General features: G+C 44.2%; 14 protein-coding genes, 11 tRNA genes and 2 rRNA genes (1 of these 27 cut by a window edge). 23 read left to right on the top strand and 4 right to left on the bottom strand.

The window, feature by feature from the left end; genetic code table 11:
- Positions 1–38: 38 nt before the first annotated feature.
- Positions 39–1,460, top strand: a complete 1,422-nt coding sequence (locus NST12_RS14935; RefSeq protein ID WP_341101768.1) for a DEAD/DEAH box helicase — start codon at positions 39–41, stop codon at positions 1,458–1,460.
- A gap of 92 nt (positions 1,461–1,552) precedes the next feature.
- Here NST12_RS14935 and NST12_RS14930 read toward each other — a convergent pair whose 3' ends face one another.
- Positions 1,553–2,149: a rhomboid family intramembrane serine protease gene (locus NST12_RS14930; RefSeq protein ID WP_048624154.1), complete on the bottom strand. Its 597-nt coding sequence runs from the start codon at positions 2,147–2,149 to the stop codon at positions 1,553–1,555.
- 150 nt (positions 2,150–2,299) lie between these two features.
- On the opposite strand from NST12_RS14930, the gene acpS reads away from it, so the two are divergent.
- The 5 genes from acpS to ndoA all read left to right on the top strand — a co-directional run bounded on the left by acpS (position 2,300) and on the right by ndoA (position 6,013).
- Positions 2,300–2,665 (top strand): holo-ACP synthase, encoded by a 366-nt coding sequence (gene acpS / locus NST12_RS14925; protein ID WP_341102259.1) that lies wholly within the window; start codon positions 2,300–2,302, stop codon positions 2,663–2,665.
- 181 nt (positions 2,666–2,846) lie between these two features.
- On the top strand, positions 2,847–3,857 hold the full coding sequence (locus NST12_RS14920; protein WP_341101761.1) for a LolA family protein: 1,011 nt from the start codon (positions 2,847–2,849) through the stop codon (positions 3,855–3,857).
- A gap of 176 nt (positions 3,858–4,033) precedes the next feature.
- Positions 4,034–5,209, top strand: a complete 1,176-nt coding sequence (gene alr / locus NST12_RS14915) for an alanine racemase (protein WP_341101759.1) — start codon at positions 4,034–4,036, stop codon at positions 5,207–5,209.
- Between the two features lie 167 nt (positions 5,210–5,376).
- Positions 5,377–5,658, top strand: a complete 282-nt coding sequence (locus NST12_RS14910; RefSeq protein ID WP_004439375.1) for a CopG family ribbon-helix-helix protein — start codon at positions 5,377–5,379, stop codon at positions 5,656–5,658.
- Between the two features lie 4 nt (positions 5,659–5,662).
- Positions 5,663–6,013 carry a type II toxin-antitoxin system endoribonuclease NdoA gene (gene ndoA, locus NST12_RS14905; protein ID WP_004439372.1) on the top strand — a complete coding sequence of 117 codons (351 nt, stop codon included), beginning with the start codon at positions 5,663–5,665 and terminating at the stop codon, positions 6,011–6,013.
- Positions 6,014–6,448: 435 nt separating this feature from the next.
- On the opposite strand, the gene NST12_RS14900 is transcribed toward ndoA, so the two are convergent.
- Positions 6,449–7,816, bottom strand: coding sequence for an ISLre2 family transposase (locus tag NST12_RS14900; protein WP_003355652.1), 1,368 nt, complete (start codon positions 7,814–7,816; stop codon positions 6,449–6,451).
- A 1,271-nt stretch (positions 7,817–9,087) separates the two neighbouring features.
- Here NST12_RS14900 and rsbW point away from each other — a divergent pair.
- Positions 9,088–9,558 carry an anti-sigma B factor RsbW gene (rsbW, locus tag NST12_RS14895; protein WP_048624151.1) on the top strand — a complete coding sequence of 157 codons (471 nt, stop codon included), beginning with the start codon at positions 9,088–9,090 and terminating at the stop codon, positions 9,556–9,558.
- Positions 9,536–10,327 (top strand): RNA polymerase sigma factor SigB, encoded by a 792-nt coding sequence (gene sigB / locus NST12_RS14890; RefSeq protein WP_048624150.1) that lies wholly within the window; start codon positions 9,536–9,538, stop codon positions 10,325–10,327. Before rsbW ends, sigB begins: the two co-directional genes overlap by 23 nt.
- A gap of 49 nt (positions 10,328–10,376) precedes the next feature.
- Here sigB and NST12_RS14885 read toward each other — a convergent pair whose 3' ends face one another.
- Positions 10,377–10,625, bottom strand: a complete 249-nt coding sequence (locus NST12_RS14885) for a hypothetical protein (RefSeq protein WP_048624149.1) — start codon at positions 10,623–10,625, stop codon at positions 10,377–10,379.
- Between the two features lie 311 nt (positions 10,626–10,936).
- Between NST12_RS14885 and NST12_RS14880 the strand changes: the two genes are divergently transcribed.
- Positions 10,937–13,090 (top strand): Tex family protein, encoded by a 2,154-nt coding sequence (locus tag NST12_RS14880; protein ID WP_445662351.1) that lies wholly within the window; start codon positions 10,937–10,939, stop codon positions 13,088–13,090.
- A 43-nt stretch (positions 13,091–13,133) separates the two neighbouring features.
- Here NST12_RS14880 and cmpA read toward each other — a convergent pair whose 3' ends face one another.
- Positions 13,134–13,274 carry a cortex morphogenetic protein CmpA gene (gene cmpA, locus NST12_RS14875; RefSeq protein ID WP_147542788.1) on the bottom strand — a complete coding sequence of 47 codons (141 nt, stop codon included), beginning with the start codon at positions 13,272–13,274 and terminating at the stop codon, positions 13,134–13,136.
- A gap of 287 nt (positions 13,275–13,561) precedes the next feature.
- On the opposite strand from cmpA, the gene NST12_RS14870 reads away from it, so the two are divergent.
- The 14 genes from NST12_RS14870 to NST12_RS14805 all read left to right on the top strand — a co-directional run.
- Positions 13,562–14,035, top strand: coding sequence for a SprT family protein (locus NST12_RS14870; RefSeq protein ID WP_341030243.1), 474 nt, complete (start codon positions 13,562–13,564; stop codon positions 14,033–14,035).
- 267 nt (positions 14,036–14,302) lie between these two features.
- Positions 14,303–14,377 (top strand) — tRNA-Asn (locus tag NST12_RS14865).
- A 9-nt stretch (positions 14,378–14,386) separates the two neighbouring features.
- A tRNA-Ser gene (locus NST12_RS14860) sits at positions 14,387–14,479 on the top strand.
- Positions 14,480–14,483: 4 nt separating this feature from the next.
- A tRNA-Glu gene (locus tag NST12_RS14855) sits at positions 14,484–14,555 on the top strand.
- A 46-nt stretch (positions 14,556–14,601) separates the two neighbouring features.
- Positions 14,602–14,677 (top strand) — tRNA-Asp (locus tag NST12_RS14850).
- A gap of 8 nt (positions 14,678–14,685) precedes the next feature.
- Positions 14,686–14,760: transfer RNA gene (locus NST12_RS14845), tRNA-Gln, on the top strand.
- Positions 14,761–14,770: 10 nt separating this feature from the next.
- A tRNA-Lys gene (locus NST12_RS14840) sits at positions 14,771–14,843 on the top strand.
- 6 nt (positions 14,844–14,849) lie between these two features.
- Positions 14,850–14,934, top strand: a tRNA-Leu gene (locus NST12_RS14835).
- Between the two features lie 56 nt (positions 14,935–14,990).
- A tRNA-Leu gene (locus tag NST12_RS14830) sits at positions 14,991–15,073 on the top strand.
- Between the two features lie 9 nt (positions 15,074–15,082).
- Positions 15,083–15,159 (top strand) — tRNA-Arg (locus NST12_RS14825).
- Between the two features lie 23 nt (positions 15,160–15,182).
- Positions 15,183–15,256: transfer RNA gene (locus tag NST12_RS14820), tRNA-Pro, on the top strand.
- 9 nt (positions 15,257–15,265) lie between these two features.
- Positions 15,266–15,339: transfer RNA gene (locus NST12_RS14815), tRNA-Gly, on the top strand.
- Positions 15,340–15,420: 81 nt separating this feature from the next.
- Positions 15,421–16,975 (top strand): 16S ribosomal RNA (locus NST12_RS14810).
- Positions 16,976–17,235: 260 nt separating this feature from the next.
- A 23S ribosomal RNA gene (locus tag NST12_RS14805) occupies positions 17,236–17,959 on the top strand; it runs 2,209 nt beyond the window's last position.
- The 16S and 23S rRNA genes sit together here with 11 tRNA genes alongside, the layout of an rRNA operon.

Below are 17,959 nucleotides of genomic sequence, written 5' to 3'. Positions count from 1 at the left end.
ACAAACATTTATTTAGGTTTAAGAAGGAGAAGAGAGAATTGACAAAATTTGTAGAATTAGGTTTGAGTCCAGCTCTATTGAAATCGATTGACCAACTGGGTTTCGAGGAGGCGACTCCGATCCAAGCGGCCACGATTCCAAAAAGCTTAGACGGAAAGGATTTGATCGGACAAGCTCAAACGGGTACAGGGAAAACCGCCGCTTTCGGTATTCCGTTAATGGAAAAAATCGATACGAAAAATCATCATATTCAAGGAATGATCATAGCCCCTACACGGGAATTGGCCATCCAAGTATCAGAGGAATTATATAAGATCGGCTATCATAAACGGGTGCGCATTCTTGCAGTGTACGGCGGCCAAGATATTCAAAGACAAATCCGCGCTTTGAAAAAACAGCCGCATGTGATTGTGGGGACTCCGGGAAGAATTCTTGATCACATCAATAGACAGACATTAAAATTAGACCATCTTCATACGCTCGTTCTTGACGAAGCGGATGAAATGCTCAATATGGGTTTTATTCAAGATATTGAAACCATCCTTTCCCATATGCCGAAAGAGCGGCAAACCCTTCTTTTTTCTGCAACAATGCCGGAACCGATCCGTGCTATTGCCGAAAAATTTATGAAAAATCCGGAATTAGTTCAAGTGAAAGCAAAAGAAATGACGGTTCCGCAAATTGAACAATATTTTATCAAGATTCAAGAAAGAGAAAAATTTGACGTTCTTTCCCGGCTTCTGGACGTACAATCTTCTGAGCTTGCGATTGTATTCGGCAGAACGAAGCGTAGAGTGGATGAATTGACAAGGGCGCTTACTTTGCGCGGGTATTCTGCTGAAGGGATTCACGGGGACCTAAGCCAAATGAAACGCTTGAACGTCCTGAAAAAGTTTAAAGAAGGAAAAGTCGATGTTCTTGTGGCGACCGACGTTGCGGCACGGGGATTGGATATTTCCGGGGTTACTCATGTTTATAACTATGATATTCCGCAAGATCCGGAAAGCTATGTTCACCGTATTGGCAGGACCGGACGAGCCGGAAAAGAAGGAATTGCCATTACGTTCGTATCCCCTAGGGAAATGGGCTATTTAAGAGAAGTAGAACGAACGACGAAAAAACGGATGACGCCGATGCAGCCGCCGACATGGACGGAAGCGCTCATCGGACAACAAAAAGCAGCCGTGAATGAAATTGAGACATGCTTAAATAATGAAAATTTAGAGGACTATCAAGAATTAGCGAACGAGTTGCTGGCACAGTTCCCGCCAAGTCAAGTGGTGGCCGCTGCCCTTAAACTCCTTACAAAAGAACCGAACCGCACTCCTGTCCATATTACGGAGGAAGGGCCGCTGCCAATGAAAAAAGAGAGCAGACGTTCTTTTAATAAAACACAAGGAAATCAACGCAAAAATCAAAGATCGCGCGTGAGCCGAAGAAAATCCGTTCCAAAAGCATAGGAATTCCTATGCTTTTTTGTTTGCAAATATCTGGAGCGAGAAATGCGAAAACGGCTGGTTGCTTTCCGCCATTGTCGTTCTTAATAGGATGATCATTCAACAAGGAGTTTCTTTCGATACAGGATGCCCATGAAGAATCCGCAAGCAAAACCTGCCAGGTGGGAAACGATATTCACTTCGGTTTGAATAAACGTCATCAATAGAGCGATGAGTACAACCGGAAAAATGATTTTTTGATGATGATCGGCTAGCAAAGGGGGCTTCACCAGCAAGAAAGCGGCAAAGGACCCGAATAACCCGAAAATGGCTCCGCTTGAACCGATATGAGTGTAGGTTAAAGGCATAAATAGAAAGGTGGCGGCATTTGCGAAAATCCCGGATAATAAGTAGAGTAATAAAAACTTGATTTTTTTTAACATAATCTCTAAAGGAGGAGCGAATAAAACCAGTGTGATCGTGTTGAAGAAAAAATGGGAGAATCCTCTATGAATGAAAATGGAGGAAATGAGTCGCCACCATTCTCCATTCGCAATCGCGATATTGGTTCCGGAAAAAGATTGGTAGAAAGCGACAGCAGGGAAAAAAGGAATCCATGTCGCCAAATAAAATAGAGTCTGAATACCGGCTAATGTGGAAACGCAAGGATAATAACGGATAAAATCTGCCATTCGTTCACTGCGCTGAAACATGGACTTCACCTCTGGTTAAGGGAGTGACGAAGTTGGGGCAACAACGAAATGCTTTTCGATCCTGCGTTCCAAAAGCATTTCGATGCAAGATTCTCACATGCTACCTCCATTTATATGCGGCCGGAAATCATTTAGAAGGGACGAACTGTGATGATTATTGGCATTGGTTTAGATATTGTGGAAATGGAAAGGATTGAAACGCTGATTCGTCGTCAACCGAAATTTCCATGTAGAATACTGACTGCAAATGAAATGAATATATTTCAATCTTTATCGTCAAAACGGCAAGCTGAATATTTGGCAGGGCGATTTGCGGCAAAAGAAGCTTTTTCCAAGGCCTACGGAACGGGAATCGGAAAAGAGTTGACGTTTCACGACATCGAAATTCAATATAATGAGAACGGAAAACCGATGATCGTCAAGCCTTTTAAAGAAGGAGTTCATTTAACTATTACGCATAGCCGGGAATTTGCTGCTGCTCAAGTGATCATCGAAAAAATGGGAAAAGATTTTTAAAGTACATATTCCCTATGGTTGTCTCATATATTGGATAACAGCAGGAGAGACAAGATCGAAAAGCCGAGATTGCAGGCAACAGCGCTGGACGAAAGAGGCATAAGTGCCTGTTCATCTTAGGTTATTGAACATCTTCTCTCTCCCTTTCATGTTTAAATGAGACAAAGGGGAAGTGAAAAGAATGAAAAAGAATGTGGCGCTCTTATTCGTTGGCTTATTGACAATGATTGTTCTCGCTGCCTGCGGTTCTAAGACAAAAGAGGAGGTTGTTTCCGATCTAAATGAAAAAATCGGCAAATTAAAAGGGTATAAAGCAGAAGCGCAAATGACCTTAAAAGTGGGAGAAGAAAAACAAACGTATAATGTGGAAGTATGGAATAAAGAACATCAATATTACCGGGTAGAACTAAAGGCGGCCAAAAGAGACCAGAGCCAAATGATTTTGCGAAATGATACCGGTGTGTACGTATTAACTCCTGCCCTTAATAAAAGCTTTCGATTCCAAAGTGATTGGCCTAAGAACAGCAGTCAAGCATACTTATATGAGTCGTTAGTGAAAGACATTTTAGAAGATAAAGAGGCGAATTTTAAAGAAACGAAAAACCACTATGTATTTGAAACCAAAACCCGCTATCAAAACAAGCAAATCCTTCCTTACCAAGAAATCGTTTTTAACAAAAAAGACTTAACACCTGTCTCCGTAAAAGTAATGGACACCGACCACAATCCATTAGTCACCGTCAAATTCAAAAATTTGGATCTACATGCCAATTTTGATTCGTCGTCCTTTGATATGAAAAAGAATATGACAGGAGCTCAGCTTGAAGTACCGGTTGCTGCAAACTCGGGTGATCAAGATTTTTCCGTTCAATATCCTCTTGCTGATTTAGAAGGAACAAAGCTGGTGGAAGAAAATGAGTTGTCATCTGATAATGGGAAACGGGTTGTTCTTACCTATGGCGGGAAAAAATCGTTTACGATTGTTCAAGAAAAAGCTCACGCTGTTGAGGCTTCCGAACCAATTGATTTGGATGGTGAAGTGGCGGATCTTGGCTTTGCCATCGGGTCCATAACGGATCACTCGCTCTCTTGGACGTATCAAGGGGTTGACTATACGTTGGCATCGAAGAACCTCACGAAGCAAGAAATGATCAGAATTGCGAGTTCCATGCAAGGAAATCCCGAAAAATAAGAGGGAATACTTTTTTAATTGGTAATTTTACCCTATTTAAACAACGGAAACTCATATGATACAGAAAAGGCTGGCTCAAAAGTCATTTTACTTTTAGGCCAGTTCTTTTTTTGCATTTAAAAATTCGACAATATTTGTCATAATGAAGGGGAGTTTAGTGGAAAGAAGGGTCATGAGTGGATACATCTCAGTTTTACAGGGATACATGGGTTGAAATTAATTTGGATCACATTGCTTATAATGTAAAAGAAGCTTTGCAACTTTTGCCGTCTACAACGGATTTATTTGCTGTGGTAAAAGCCAATGCATACGGTCACGGTGATGTTCAAGTTGCCAACACCGCTATAAAGGCGGGAGCCAAAGGTTTGGCTGTGGCCTTTTTAGATGAAGCTTTGAAATTAAGGAACAGCGGAATCGAAGTGCCGATTTTAGTATTAGGAGCTTCCAGGCCGGAAGACGCCAAGTTGGCAGCAGACCATCGTATTTCGTTGACGGTGTTTCAGGAAGAATGGTTGGAAAGAGCGGAACCATTTTTGAATGGCTCCTCGTTAAGTGTGCATATGAAAGTAGATACGGGAATGGGCCGAATCGGTGTAAGGACCGAAAAAGAGTTGAAAGCATTGGAAAAACGAATTATGCGTTCCCCTGCCTTTCGATTAGAAGGGATTTTTACTCATTTTGCGACAGCCGACGAAGTAGATACAGATTATTTCCGGAAACAATTTGAAAAATTTCAAGTGATGGTGCAACTTCTGGAACAAAAACCAAAATATATTCATTGCGCGAATAGTGCAGCTACTTTAAGGTTTAAAGAAACATCTCATGCTTTTAATCTCGTTCGCTATGGAATTTCGATGTATGGGCTGTCGCCTTCTGCCGACATCCAATCCCTTCTTCCTTTTGAATTAAAACCGGCATTATCTCTGCATACAAAAATTGTTCATGTGAAAAAGGTGAAGAAGGGAGAAAGAATCAGCTACGGGGGTGTATATGAAGCAAAGGAAGATGAATGGATCGCTACTTTGCCAATCGGCTATGCAGACGGCTGGATTCGCAAGCTTCAAGGCCAAGAAGTGCTGGTTGGCGGGAAAAGAGCTCCTATCGTAGGACGAATTTGCATGGATCAATGCATGATCCGCTTAGATGAGGAAGTGCCCGTAGGAACGGAAGTCGTTTTGATCGGTAAGCAAGGCCGGGATGAAATCACGATGGATGAAATTGCGGCAAAGCTTGAAACGATTCATTATGAAATTGGTTGTATGATTTCCCATCGAGTTCCCCGTGTCTATATAGAATCCGGAAAGATTGTGGACGTTTCAAACCCACTTTTGTCTTCTCACCGGAAAATGTAAGCAGTGAATTTTTTTCTTTGTCAATATAAATGCATAATTTTCGTGTTTTTATGACGATAATAGGTGAAGAATTCATAATTTATCTTTTCGGGCGGCTCAATTGATGGTATCATGGATTTGGTAGTGTAAAGAGACGGTTATTGCAGTGAACGGTGGAGGTGTAGTTCGTGTCTGAATCCAGCACAACGACAGAAATCTTAATTCGATTGCCGCAGCAATTTTTAAACGAATTAGACGGATTTGCTGAGCAGGAAAATGTGAATCGCAATGAATTTATTTATCGCGCCACAAAAGCGTATCTTCGAGAACGCAAAAAGCGTCAAATAAGGGAAACGATGAGACGAGGCTATATGGAAATGGCAAAAATCAATCTTGCTATTGCCTCCGAGGCTATTCAAGCGGAATATGAGGCAGAGAATACGGTAGAACGATTAGTAAGTGGGGGCTAATCCTTTGATTGTTAAGCGTGGTGATGTGTATTTTGCAGACCTTTCCCCTGTTGTCGGCTCGGAGCAAGGCGGAGTGCGTCCAGTACTAGTCCTTCAAAACGACATAGGGAACCGGTTTAGTCCCACTGTAATTGTTGCTGCTATCACAGCGCAAATCCAAAAAGCCAAACTGCCTACACACGTAGAAATTGACGCAAAGCGATATGGTTTTGAGCGGGATTCCGTTATCTTGCTGGAACAAATACGCACAATTGACAAACAACGCTTAACGGATAAAATTTCCCATTTAGATGAAGAAATGATGGAAAAAGTGGACGAAGCCTTGCAAATCAGTTTAGGTCTAATAGACTTTTAAATGAACGCTCCTTGGTTGTCTAAAGGGGCGTTGTTATTTACTCACATTTAAAAACGTTTGCGGTTGCGTGTAAATGCAAAAAAAGCCGTTTATTTGTCGGAAAGTCTACTTTAATAAATTGGCTCTTATCTTTAGAGAAAAAAGATTTTTTCTTTGGACTGCCTATCTGCTTCAAAAATCTTCACCTTAACCTTCGTGTAGGTGTGTGATTGCCGTCAAGCAAAGCATACTCTGCGGATTTGCAAGGATAGCATTCAACATGAACCCGCCTTTTACTTCCGTTTGTTTGAGTCAGTCAAGACTTTGTGGGAATTTTTTTGGTTCGCTGAAAATAGATGTAAGTCATAGGTTAGCGAACCATTTTTTTGAATTTCATCCGTAAGCGCTTTCGGACTCTCATCCCTTGCCATGACAGACGAATATGTATACCTTTTTTTACCATCCCTTGAATTCAGACAGGGCATGATAGATCGGAGTCCCGGACGATTGCTGTAAATATGGCACGTTATTCCGCGTTACCTCTGGAAGAAGACGGCGGATGCGTTGTTTCGCCTTGTTCACGATCGTCTGTTTGGTAGATGCCGTTTCCTCCGCCGGATGCGACGATTCTTCTCCTAAACGATGTCCGAAAAGACGAATCCCATCCATCCGGGCAATCATTGCCTTGAAAAACGCCCTGAGTCCCTTGTCTGTCCAACTGCGGCGGTATTTCACCCGATACGCCAGCTGGCTCATCACGCTTTCAGCCCTCCCCATCGGATACATGCCCGTTGTGTCCACTCCTTGCTCCTTCAGCCATTCCCGGTAATCACGGATGCATCCCGGCATCGATTCGATCCGGTGGATCAAGGCAGCCAGCTGTTGTTCTTTCGCTTCGTCCCCCAGCGTGCCGAGGGCGCTGTTCAGTTCCACAAGCAGCTTCTCTTCATCCTGCTTCGCCAGCTTTTGCCGAATCGCCTGCCACCGTGGATGGCCCGAGAGGCATTGGCGCAACTCACGCGCCACGTGGAATCGATCCAATTGGAAGCAGACCCGTCCTTTGAAATACTCCCGGCACGCGGTAATCCATGGAGCGCCGTCCCCGTTGATGACAAGAAGATCCCGACACGGATCATAGGCATATTCGTTCATCAAAAATTCCTCGAAGCCTTCCCACACCTCCCCCTTGCCTTCATGGACGTAATGGCGCTGATTCACGAATTCGATCCGTGAGCCGTTGCGCTTCCATCCTTCGTGAACGGTCAGGATTTTGTCTTCCTTGGCCCGTTTTCCCTTCCCTTGGAGAGAGACAAACAGTCCATCGGCCTCCACAAACAGCACCCGTCCATATCGCTGGTCAACCGGGCAGTGCAGCGGAACTTCAGCCTCGAGCACCAACTGGCGGATCGTCTCATGGCTCATCACCGGATACCCGACCATCTGGGCAAGCGTATGAGCCGCTTTGCGATAGGAAGAGCACTCCACAGCCAATCCCATCGCCGTTTCTTCTAGACAAGGGCTGATTGACTGCGATCCATCAAACGCTAAAAAGGAATCAAGCAAAAACGTGTAACGGTTTTGTTCTCGGTCTAAATAGTAGTTTCGCTCAAAGGTAACTTCGCCAAACAAGGTTTGAATCGTGGTGCGTCGTTTGTCTTTCAAGTGGTACCGGCGCTTGTCCCGGGTTTCCGCCAATTGTCGGTCGATGTCCTCCAACAGAGCCGTAAACAGCTCGGTGAAGGCGTTTTGCAAGGCTCGAAACAAATCAAGTTCGATCTCTTTCCATGTCAACGAATTTGTGGTAAGATGTTGTTGAATATTCATGGGACTCTCTCCTCCTGTTTGATGGTGTGAACAATGATCATCTTACCAGGGAGAGAGTCCTTTTTTCATGTTTCCTGCTTGGGATCCTACCGCGCTTTGCTTGGTGGCCCCGATGAGGGGGATTGCGAACCTACGTTCCCAACCCCCTCATCGGGGAATTCTAAGAATTTCTCCCACAAACATTTTACTCACACCGTTTGTTTTGATCTATTTACCCGATGCACGCATTTCAGTCAGCCTTGTTTGAAAAAGGAAAACCGTTATTCTGAAAATTAGAAATATGACTGAGAATAGTTTATGATTGACTAAAGTGGTTTACATGACAGAAATCAGCAAACTTTCAATAGTACTAAAATGACTCGTTTTATGTTTATAAGCGGATGTAATTATCCGAAAATATAGAAAATTTTAGATAAAATGAAGTGGGGGATTCTCTATTTGTGTTGGAATTTTAGAGTGGGAGAGAAATGGTTTTTCGTTTTTAAACACTTCAAGGAGGAATGATATGAACGTCTTTTATAAGAATTTCATATTATCCATCGTATTATATTTTGTTTTAGTTATTTTTGATTATGTTGAAAATAATACATTCAATTGGACTGAAAACATGATACAATCTTTGTTTTTCGTTGTATTTTTTAGATTGTTTGTGTGGTTATTAGACGGGAAAAAGAATAAAAAAAATAAAACCTGACCTCTTAAAAATTAAGGGATCAAGGTTTTTATTTTTACCCCCGTATGCTGTGTGCCTCATCATTACATTTCATCAAATAGTACGCAAGTTGGGCCGCAATAGATACAGCCTTTTAAACACCCAGTTTTGCAGCTGCCTAACACGGGTTATAGGACTAACTGATAGAAATTCTCCAATTCGGTTTTTGGTTTTTTATTGAGACAGGCGTCTACCTTGGCAACCAGTTATACCATTCATTGTACTTCGATCATTTTAATATCTAAACCTATGAGATATAGCCGAATAAAGAACGGTATGGAAAAAGAGCAGCGATTAAGAAAAGATTGCGTTTTCCATGAGTTAAGAAAATTACGATTCTTATGCGGAGGAAAAGGAGAATTAGGTAGTTGTGGATTGGTTCGACTTGAAATAATTGGATAGTACATGCCTCGAAGTATTTGTTATTCTTTTTACAAATGGCAGATTCATTAGAAATTTTATTGAATGGGGCTTACAGAACGATTCAATAGATGATTTGACATCATCAGATTTTGTGGATATCTTGAACATGTAACAAGAAAGCAGAGGATGGAGTGTCATGGGGCAGCCTTTTGATTATATCGAGATGAAAATACCTGCCAAGCCGGAGTATATAGGAGTAATCCGTTTAACGCTATCTGGGATCGCAAGTCGAATGGGTTTTATGTATGAGGCTATTGAGGACTTGAAAATTGTTGTCAGCGAAGCGATTCTCAATGCAATACCATTTGCGTACCAAGAACAAGGAAAAGGAGAAATGGTCATTGGATTTTCTCTATATCATGATCGATTGGAATTAATGGTGGCCTATAGAGGTCAAAGTTTCCATTCATCTGATTTGAAAAAGGAGATGTGCCATCTTGAACAAAGGGAAGGAGAATTTTTTCGTGAAGGAGGATTAGGATTATATTTGATTGAAACGCTTATGGATGATGTGAAAATCCATCACCAAGAAGGGGTATCCGTCTTTATGACAAAATACCTTAAAAGAGAGCAGGTGGAGAGGGATGCGAAAACCATCTCAACCTAATGAATGTCCTTTTAAACAAAAGGTTATGAAATGGATCGAAGAGTTTCAGCGTCATAAATGCCAAGAATCGCAGGAAAAAATCGTGACGCATTATCATCATTTGGTTGAATCGATTGCACGAAAGTATTCCAAGGGAAAATCTTATCATGAGGACATCGTACAAGTTGGAATGATCGGGCTTTTAGGGGCCATCCGCCGCTATGACCGATCTTTTGGCAAAAGCTTTGAAGCGTTTGCGGTACCAACTATTGTCGGCGAGATCAAACGCTATTTGCGGGATAAGACATGGAGTGTTCATGTTCCCCGCAGAATTAAAGAACTGAGCCCTAAAATTCAATCAACAGTCGAAAAACTGACAAGTGAAATGCAAAGATCACCGCAAATAAAGGAAATCGCTGATTACTTGGATATCTCGGAAGAAGAAGTTTTGGAAGCGATGGAAATGGGGAGAAGCTACCAGACGTTATCCGTAGATCGTACAATTGAAGCTGATTCTGAAGGTGGCACTATGACACTGCTTGATATGGTGGGCAATGAGGAAAAAGGATATGAAAAAGTGGATCAGCGTCTCGACTTGGAAAAGGTTCTTCCTGTACTGAGCGAAAGAGAATGGAAAATTATACAGTATACGTATTTGAAAAATATGAGCCAAAAAGATGTAGGCGAAAAGCTGGGAATTTCCCAAATGCATGTGTCCCGTCTTCAACGTCGCGCCGTTCAAAAATTAAAAAAAGCCATTCGATCCGAAACGATGAATTCGGAAAAATGAAACCGATGCATAATTGGAAACATAGTGTGTCATTTGCTGCTTCCCAATCTCATAAAAAATTTGGCATAGACAGTTTTTCTGAATATAGAGATGGGGAAACCAAAAAAGCATAATTTTTCGTTTGAAACCAATGATAAGAAAGTATTTTTTGAGAGGAATTAGCAGTTTGATTGATTTTTTCTAAAAAAGAATGACGATGGGGATCACGGGCGAGAAGGGTTCTCTCGTCATTTTTTTTGGAAAAAATTGAATCAATGAGCTGCCAGAGTCCCAACCAACCCCCTACTTTCTTCCTCATTCCGTCTCACCTTATCTGCTAAAGAGGAAATTATGATAAAATGGGAGAACACATATATGATCAATCGAATGTCTATTAGAGCGGGTGTATTAGCTCACCTTGATGTTTTTTGAATCATCCGACTAGAGGGCAGCTTAATCACTCAACGGATAAGAAGAAGCTTTTGCTGCTCATCGATAGTGTATCGATTGAAAAGGACTTCCTCGATTCTCCATTTGGAAGACTTTTTTGCTTTTTCTAGAAGTTTAGGAAAAGGAGTGAACTCCGTTTTGAACGGAACGAATATGATTGAACAATCGACTGACAGAGAAATGAATTTACTAAAAAAGATAGCTGAAGAACAATCACTAAAATGGAAACAAGTACAAACGGTTATTTCCATGTTGGAAGAGGGCAATACAGTCCCGTTTATCGCTCGTTACCGAAAAGAAGCAACCGGAGCGCTCGACGAAGTTCAAATTCGTTCGATTATGGAAAGATGGGACTACCTTCAGAACTTGGAGAAACGAAAAGAAGAAGTTTTGCGCAGCATTGAAGGACAAGGCAAGCTGACGGAAGAATTGCAGCAAAAGATTTTAGCTGCTGATAAACTGCAAGAGGTAGAAGACTATTACCGCCCGTATAAACAAAAAAGACGGACAAAAGCGACCATTGCCAAGGAAAAAGGCCTGGAACCTTTCGCTCTTTGGCTGCTAAGTTTCCCGGTGACGGGGTCTGTTGAAGAAGAAGCAACGAACTATTTATCAGACGAAAAAGAACTTTTCTCGATAGAAGAAGTCATCCAGGGTGCCAAAGACATTATTGCGGAAATGATCTCGGATGATGCTTCTATAAGAGACTGGATTCGAAAAGAAACATTTCGAAATGGAACGTTAAAGTGTACGGTGAAAGATGCGGAAAAAGATGAAAAAAAGGTTTATGAAATGTACTACGAATATGAAGAACCGGTCATTAAAGCAGCTTCCCACCGTGTATTGGCCGTGAACCGCGGAGAAAAAGAAGAGATTTTGCGGGTGTCAATTCAAACAGATGCGGAAAACATTTTACGCTTTTTACAGAAAAAGGTCATTCAAAATAAGGAAAGCATATCTGCCCGTTTTGTTCAAGAAGCGCTGGAAGACAGCTACAAACGGCTCATACAACCTTCTATTGAGAGGGAAATTCGCAATCAATTGACGGAAAAAGCGGAAGACAGGGCGATCCATATTTTTTCAGAAAATCTGAAAAGGTTGTTAATGCAACCACCTTTAAAAGGAAAAACCGTTCTTGGAGTGGATCCGGCTTATCGTACGGGATGCAAACTGGCCGTAGTCGATGAAACGGGAAAAGTGCTTCATATCGGAGTGATTTATCCCCATCCTCCGAAAGCAAAGAAAGAAGAAGCGAAACGCCTTTTTATTGATCTCTTGGAACGTTTTCCAATTGAAGTAGTAGCCATTGGCAATGGAACGGCTTCTCGGGAAACAGAACAATTTGTGGCAGACATTTTAAAAAATATGGAAAAAGATATTTTTTACCTCATTGTAAACGAGGCCGGCGCGAGTGTTTACTCTGCTTCTGATTTGGCACGCGAGGAGTTTCCCGATCTTCAAGTGGAGGAAAGAAGCGCCGTATCGATTGCCAGAAGGCTTCAAGATCCTTTGGCGGAACTAGTCAAAATCGACCCGAAATCCATTGGCGTAGGACAATATCAGCACGATGTTTCACAGAAAAAATTGCAGGAATCCCTTAATTTTGTGGTGGAGACGGTTGTGAATTCAGTGGGGGTAAATGTCAACACGGCTTCAGCCTCTTTGCTTCAATATGTTTCTGGACTTTCTAAATCCGTTGCCAACAATATTGTGAAGTATAGAAATGAAAATGGCCGGTTTACTAATCGGATGCAGCTAAAAGACATTCCGAGGTTAGGAGCAAAAACGTTTGAACAGTCTATTGGCTTTTTAAGAATTTTAGATGGGGAAGAGCCATTGGACCGGACTCCTATTCATCCGGAAAGCTATCCGCAAGTCCGCCAATTGCTTGAAAAACTAGGATTTACGACAGCTGATCTTGGCACGTCTGAATTGCGGGAAGCGTTGGAACGGCTTTCCATTAAAGATGCAGCTGAATCGTTAGGCATCGGTGAACTGACTCTGAAAGACATTGTCGATGCTCTTATTCAACCGGAAAGAGATCCTCGTGATGAACTGCCTAAACCGCTTTTAAAGAAAGATATTTTGAAAATGGAAGACCTCAAACCGGGCATGGAGCTCGAGGGAACGGTTCGCAATGTAGTAGATTTTGGAGCTTTTGTGGACATCGGAGTGAAAGAAGATGGACTTGTTCATATTTCCAAAATGAAAAAAGAGTTTGTGAAACATCCTCTCGATGTAGTGTCAGTGGGCGACTTGGTCACTGTCTGGGTCGATCAGGTTGACTTAAATAAAGGAAGAGTTTCATTAACGATGATTGCTCCTAATGAGTAGACATGCACCAGAGTGCATTATCGCAGTGTGGGATGTCATCAGTCTATACTGACTTGAGCGGTTTTACGTTTTGCTTCAATTCTCTTTCCGTGTAAAAAAACCAGCATTGGTTCAATAACTTGATTTGGCTTCGGTCTTTTTGCAAAAACGCCATTCGCATTTGATTTTTTAGCCAATTAGGCATATCAAACCCTCCCAGTGTTGATAATCAACCGTCTAAACGGGCCGCAGGACTCTAGCTTTGAAGGCGGGTGCTGCGGCTTTCTTGATGCCATAAGCACAGGATTCTTTTGCGGTCGAAGGATGAGCACGTTTTTTTACCGAGTGGCACGAAATACAGTTTGTATGAAGCGATCAAACGAAGGCGCCGGATGTTGTGACAGAATATGCCAAGCTTAAAATCAAAAGAAAAATCCGGATACTAATAAGTATGCTGAATAGGTTTGTCAAGTTTCCAGAGGGGTGTTGAGGTTGGATAACAAAGAATTGCAGTCTCTAGTAGAGACTATTTCGCAACAATGGTTTGGTAAAGCATTTACTCATAAAGCGCTTTTTAACCCGAGGCTTAGAACTACCGGCGGAAGGTATTTGTTGAATTCTCACAATATAGAGGTGAATAAGAAGCATTATGAAGAGTATGGCTTAGAAGAATTAATAGGAATTATAAAGCACGAGCTTTGCCATTATCATTTACATCTAGAGGGGAAAGGCTACCGTCATCGTGACAGGGATTTTAAAGAATTAATGCATCGCGTGAAAGCGCCTCGTTTTTGTTCCACCTTGACCACTGTTCAGAAAAAGCGCTCGACAAAACAATATATTTATCAATGTCAATCGTGCAAACAAATTTTCAAGCGTATGAGAAGGATGGATACTAAGAAATTTGTTTGCGGAAAATGTAAAGGGCGACTCTCTTTAATGGAAAGTCATTTTGTAAGGCATTAAACAGAAGACGACTTTCCATTGACTGTTCAAAAGTTTTTTATATCATTTTTGTTATTTTGAAATAACCTGAGGCGGGAATGGAGACAGTAAGTGACAGGGTGTAATGGAACCTACATAAAATTTGTTGCAAAGTGATGGTGGGATCCTAAATAGAATGCCCATTTGAAGAACATGGTAATAAAAAAATTTTTCATTTTATGCTTGACTTGTTAAATATAGGTCATTATAATATGAAGAGTCGACAAGCTAATAAGTTATTTCAATTGTTCCGCAGTAGCTCAGTGGTAGAGCAATCGGCTGTTAACCGATCGGTCGTAGGTTCGAATCCTACCTGCGGAGCCACTTTATGAAGGAGAAGTACTCAAGTGGCTGAAGAGGACGGTTTGCTAAACCGTTAGGTCACAAATATGTGGCGCGCGGGTTCGAATCCCGCCTTCTCCGCCACCGTGGCCCGTTGGTCAAGTGGTTAAGACACCGCCCTTTCACGGCGGTAACACGGGTTCGAATCCCGTACGGGTCACTTCCATCTATAATCGGCAACAGTTGGACTGGCTGTTGCTATCTACGGTCCCGTAGTGTAGCGGTTATCACGCCTGCCTGTCACGCAGGAGATCGCGGGTTCGATTCCCGTCGGGACCGCCATTGTTTGTTGGGCTATAGCCAAGCGGTAAGGCAACGGACTTTGACTCCGTGATGCGCTGGTTCGAATCCAGCTAGCCCAGCCAACTTCTAAATGAGCCATTAGCTCAGTCGGTAGAGCATCTGACTTTTAATCAGAGGGTCGGAGGTTCGAATCCTCCATGGCTCACATTTTGCGGGTGTGGCGGAATTGGCAGACGCACCAGACTTAGGATCTGGCGCCTTCGGGCGTGGGGGTTCGAATCCCTTCACCCGCACCAAAAAAATTATTGACTTATTCTAAAAAAATAGTATAATAAGAAACGTTCTTTAAAATGCGGTCGTGGCGGAATGGCAGACGCGCTAGGTTGAGGGCCTAGTGGGGGCGACCCCGTGGAGGTTCGAGTCCTCTCGACCGCATCGGCAAATGCGCCCATAGCTCAATTGGATAGAGCGTCTGACTACGGATCAGAAGGTTAGGGGTTCGACTCCTCTTGGGCGCGCCATGTACAATTAAAAAATGTCGCATCGGGAAGTAGCTCAGCTTGGTAGAGCACATGGTTTGGGACCATGGGGTCGCAGGTTCGAATCCTGTCTTCCCGATTTGGAGATGCGGGTGTAGTTTAGTGGTAAAACCACAGCCTTCCAAGCTGTTGTCGTGGGTTCGATTCCCATCACCCGCTCCAATACAATAGATGGCTCCTTGAAAACTGAACAAAACGAAGCGTAAACCAATGTTTCAATTGAAACAAGCCAAGTCAAATTTCTTTTTGGAGAGTTTGATCCTGGCTCAGGACGAACGCTGGCGGCGTGCCTAATACATGCAAGTCGAGCGGACTTTCAAGAAGCTTGCTTTTTGAAAGTTAGCGGCGGACGGGTGAGTAACACGTGGGCAACCTGCCTGCAAGACGGGGATAACTCCGGGAAACCGGGGCTAATACCGGATAATATCTTCCTTCGCATGAAGGAAGGTTGAAAGGCGGCGCAAGCTGCCGCTTGCAGATGGGCCCGCGGCGCATTAGCTAGTTGGTGAGGTAACGGCTCACCAAGGCGACGATGCGTAGCCGACCTGAGAGGGTGATCGGCCACACTGGGACTGAGACACGGCCCAGACTCCTACGGGAGGCAGCAGTAGGGAATCTTCCGCAATGGACGAAAGTCTGACGGAGCAACGCCGCGTGAGCGAAGAAGGTCTTCGGATCGTAAAGCTCTGTTGTCAGGGAAGAACAAGTACCGTTCGAACAGGGCGGTACCTTGACGGTACCTGACCAGAAAGCCACGGCTAACTACGTGCCAGCAGCCGCGGTAATACGTAGGTGGCAAGCGTTGTCCGGAATTATTGGGCGTAAAGCGCGCGCAGGCGGTCTCTTAAGTCTGATGTGAAAGCCCACGGCTCAACCGTGGAGGGTCATTGGAAACTGGGAGACTTGAGTGCAGAAGAGGAGAGCGGAATTCCACGTGTAGCGGTGAAATGCGTAGAGATGTGGAGGAACACCAGTGGCGAAGGCGGCTCTCTGGTCTGTAACTGACGCTGAGGCGCGAAAGCGTGGGGAGCGAACAGGATTAGATACCCTGGTAGTCCACGCCGTAAACGATGAGTGCTAAGTGTTAGAGGGCTTCCACCCTTTAGTGCTGCAGCTAACGCATTAAGCACTCCGCCTGGGGAGTACGGCCGCAAGGCTGAAACTCAAAGGAATTGACGGGGGCCCGCACAAGCGGTGGAGCATGTGGTTTAATTCGAAGCAACGCGAAGAACCTTACCAGGTCTTGACATCCTTCGCTACCTCTAGAGATAGAGGGTTCCCCTTCGGGGGACGGAGTGACAGGTGGTGCATGGTTGTCGTCAGCTCGTGTCGTGAGATGTTGGGTTAAGTCCCGCAACGAGCGCAACCCTTGACCTTAGTTGCCAGCATTCAGTTGGGCACTCTAAGGTGACTGCCGGTGACAAACCGGAGGAAGGTGGGGATGACGTCAAATCATCATGCCCCTTATGACCTGGGCTACACACGTGCTACAATGGATGGTACAAAGGGTCGCGAAACCGCGAGGTGGAGCTAATCCCAAAAAACCATTCTCAGTTCGGATTGCAGGCTGCAACTCGCCTGCATGAAGCCGGAATCGCTAGTAATCGCGGATCAGCATGCCGCGGTGAATACGTTCCCGGGCCTTGTACACACCGCCCGTCACACCACGAGAGTTTGCAACACCCGAAGTCGGTGAGGTAACCCTTACGGGAGCCAGCCGCCGAAGGTGGGGCAGATGATTGGGGTGAAGTCGTAACAAGGTAGCCGTATCGGAAGGTGCGGCTGGATCACCTCCTTTCTAAGGAAGAAGAAAAGCAGAGGCGACTGTTCAGGTGCGACAAGCACAAGACAGCTTGCGAGGAGGTAGTATTTCAACCACCGCAGCAAGATGGATTGTGACCTCGAGCACCTAGGAGCCGGAGCTGGACAGATATCAATTGTACGCTTTCGTTTTGTTCAGTTTTGAAGGATTTCATCCTTCCAAGTTGTTCCTTGAAAACTAGATAGAAGAAAGAAGTAGCATAAACCGAGTATCGCCATCTAGGATAAAACCAACATGGTTAAGTTAGAAAGGGCGCACGGTGGATGCCTTGGCACTAGGAGCCGATGAAGGACGGGACTAACTCCGAAAAGCTCCGGGGAGCTGTACGTAAGCGTTGATCCGGAGATTTCCGAATGGGGAAACCCGCTGCCCGTAATGGGGCAGCATCCTTGCCTGAATCCATAGGGTAAGGAAGGCAACCCGGGGAACTGAAACATCTAAGTACCCGGAGGAAGAGAAAGCAACAGCGATTCCCTGAGTAGCGGCGAGCGAAACGGGAACAGCCCAAACCAGAAGGCTTGCCTTCTGGGGTTGTAGGACACCAATCGTGGAGTTACAAAGGAACGAGGTAGACGAAGAGGTCTGGAAAGGCCCGTCAGAGAAGGTAACAACCCTGTAGTCGAAACTTCGTTCCCTCCCTGGTGGATCCTGAGTACGGCGGGACACGAGGAATCCCGTCGGAAGCTGGGAGGACCATCTCCCAAGGCTAAATACTCCCTAGTGACCGATAGTGAACCAGTACCGTGAGGGAAAGGTGAAAAGCACCCCGGGAGGGGAGTGAAAGAGAACCTGAAACCGTGTGCCTACAAGTAGTCAGAGCCCGTTTACGGGTGATGGCGTGCCTTTTGTAGAATGAACCGGCGAGTTGCGATCTCATGCGAGGTTAAGTCGGAAAGACGGAGCCGCAGCGAAAGCGAGTCTGAACAGGGCGCATGAGTATGGGGTCGCAGACCCGAAACC

Source organism: Bacillus sp. FSL W8-1127, from assembly GCF_038006725.1.
Classification (GTDB): Bacteria; Bacillota; Bacilli; order Bacillales; family DSM-4216; genus Bacillus_O; species Bacillus_O smithii.
Note: the sequence above shows the minus strand (reverse complement) of the source record. Positions and strands in the feature narration are given on the sequence as shown.

Bases quoted from the DNA above. Each gene is read 5' to 3' on its own strand.
- NST12_RS14930 (WP_048624154.1), bottom strand. From the start codon at position 2,149: ATGTTTCAGCGCAGTGAACGAATGGCAGATTTTATCCGTTATTATCCT.
- acpS (WP_341102259.1), top strand. From the start codon at position 2,300: ATGATTATTGGCATTGGTTTAGATATTGTGGAAATGGAAAGGATTGAA.
- NST12_RS14920 (WP_341101761.1), top strand. From the start codon at position 2,847: ATGAAAAAGAATGTGGCGCTCTTATTCGTTGGCTTATTGACAATGATT.
- NST12_RS14900 (WP_003355652.1), bottom strand. From the start codon at position 7,816: ATGAATATTCAACAACATCTTACCACAAATTCGTTGACATGGAAAGAG.
- rsbW (WP_048624151.1), top strand. From the start codon at position 9,088: ATGGGGCAGCCTTTTGATTATATCGAGATGAAAATACCTGCCAAGCCG.
- sigB (WP_048624150.1), top strand. From the start codon at position 9,536: ATGCGAAAACCATCTCAACCTAATGAATGTCCTTTTAAACAAAAGGTT.
- NST12_RS14885 (WP_048624149.1), bottom strand. From the start codon at position 10,625: ATGAGGAAGAAAGTAGGGGGTTGGTTGGGACTCTGGCAGCTCATTGAT.
- NST12_RS14880 (WP_445662351.1), top strand. From the start codon at position 10,937: ATGAATTTACTAAAAAAGATAGCTGAAGAACAATCACTAAAATGGAAA.
- cmpA (WP_147542788.1), bottom strand. From the start codon at position 13,274: ATGCCTAATTGGCTAAAAAATCAAATGCGAATGGCGTTTTTGCAAAAA.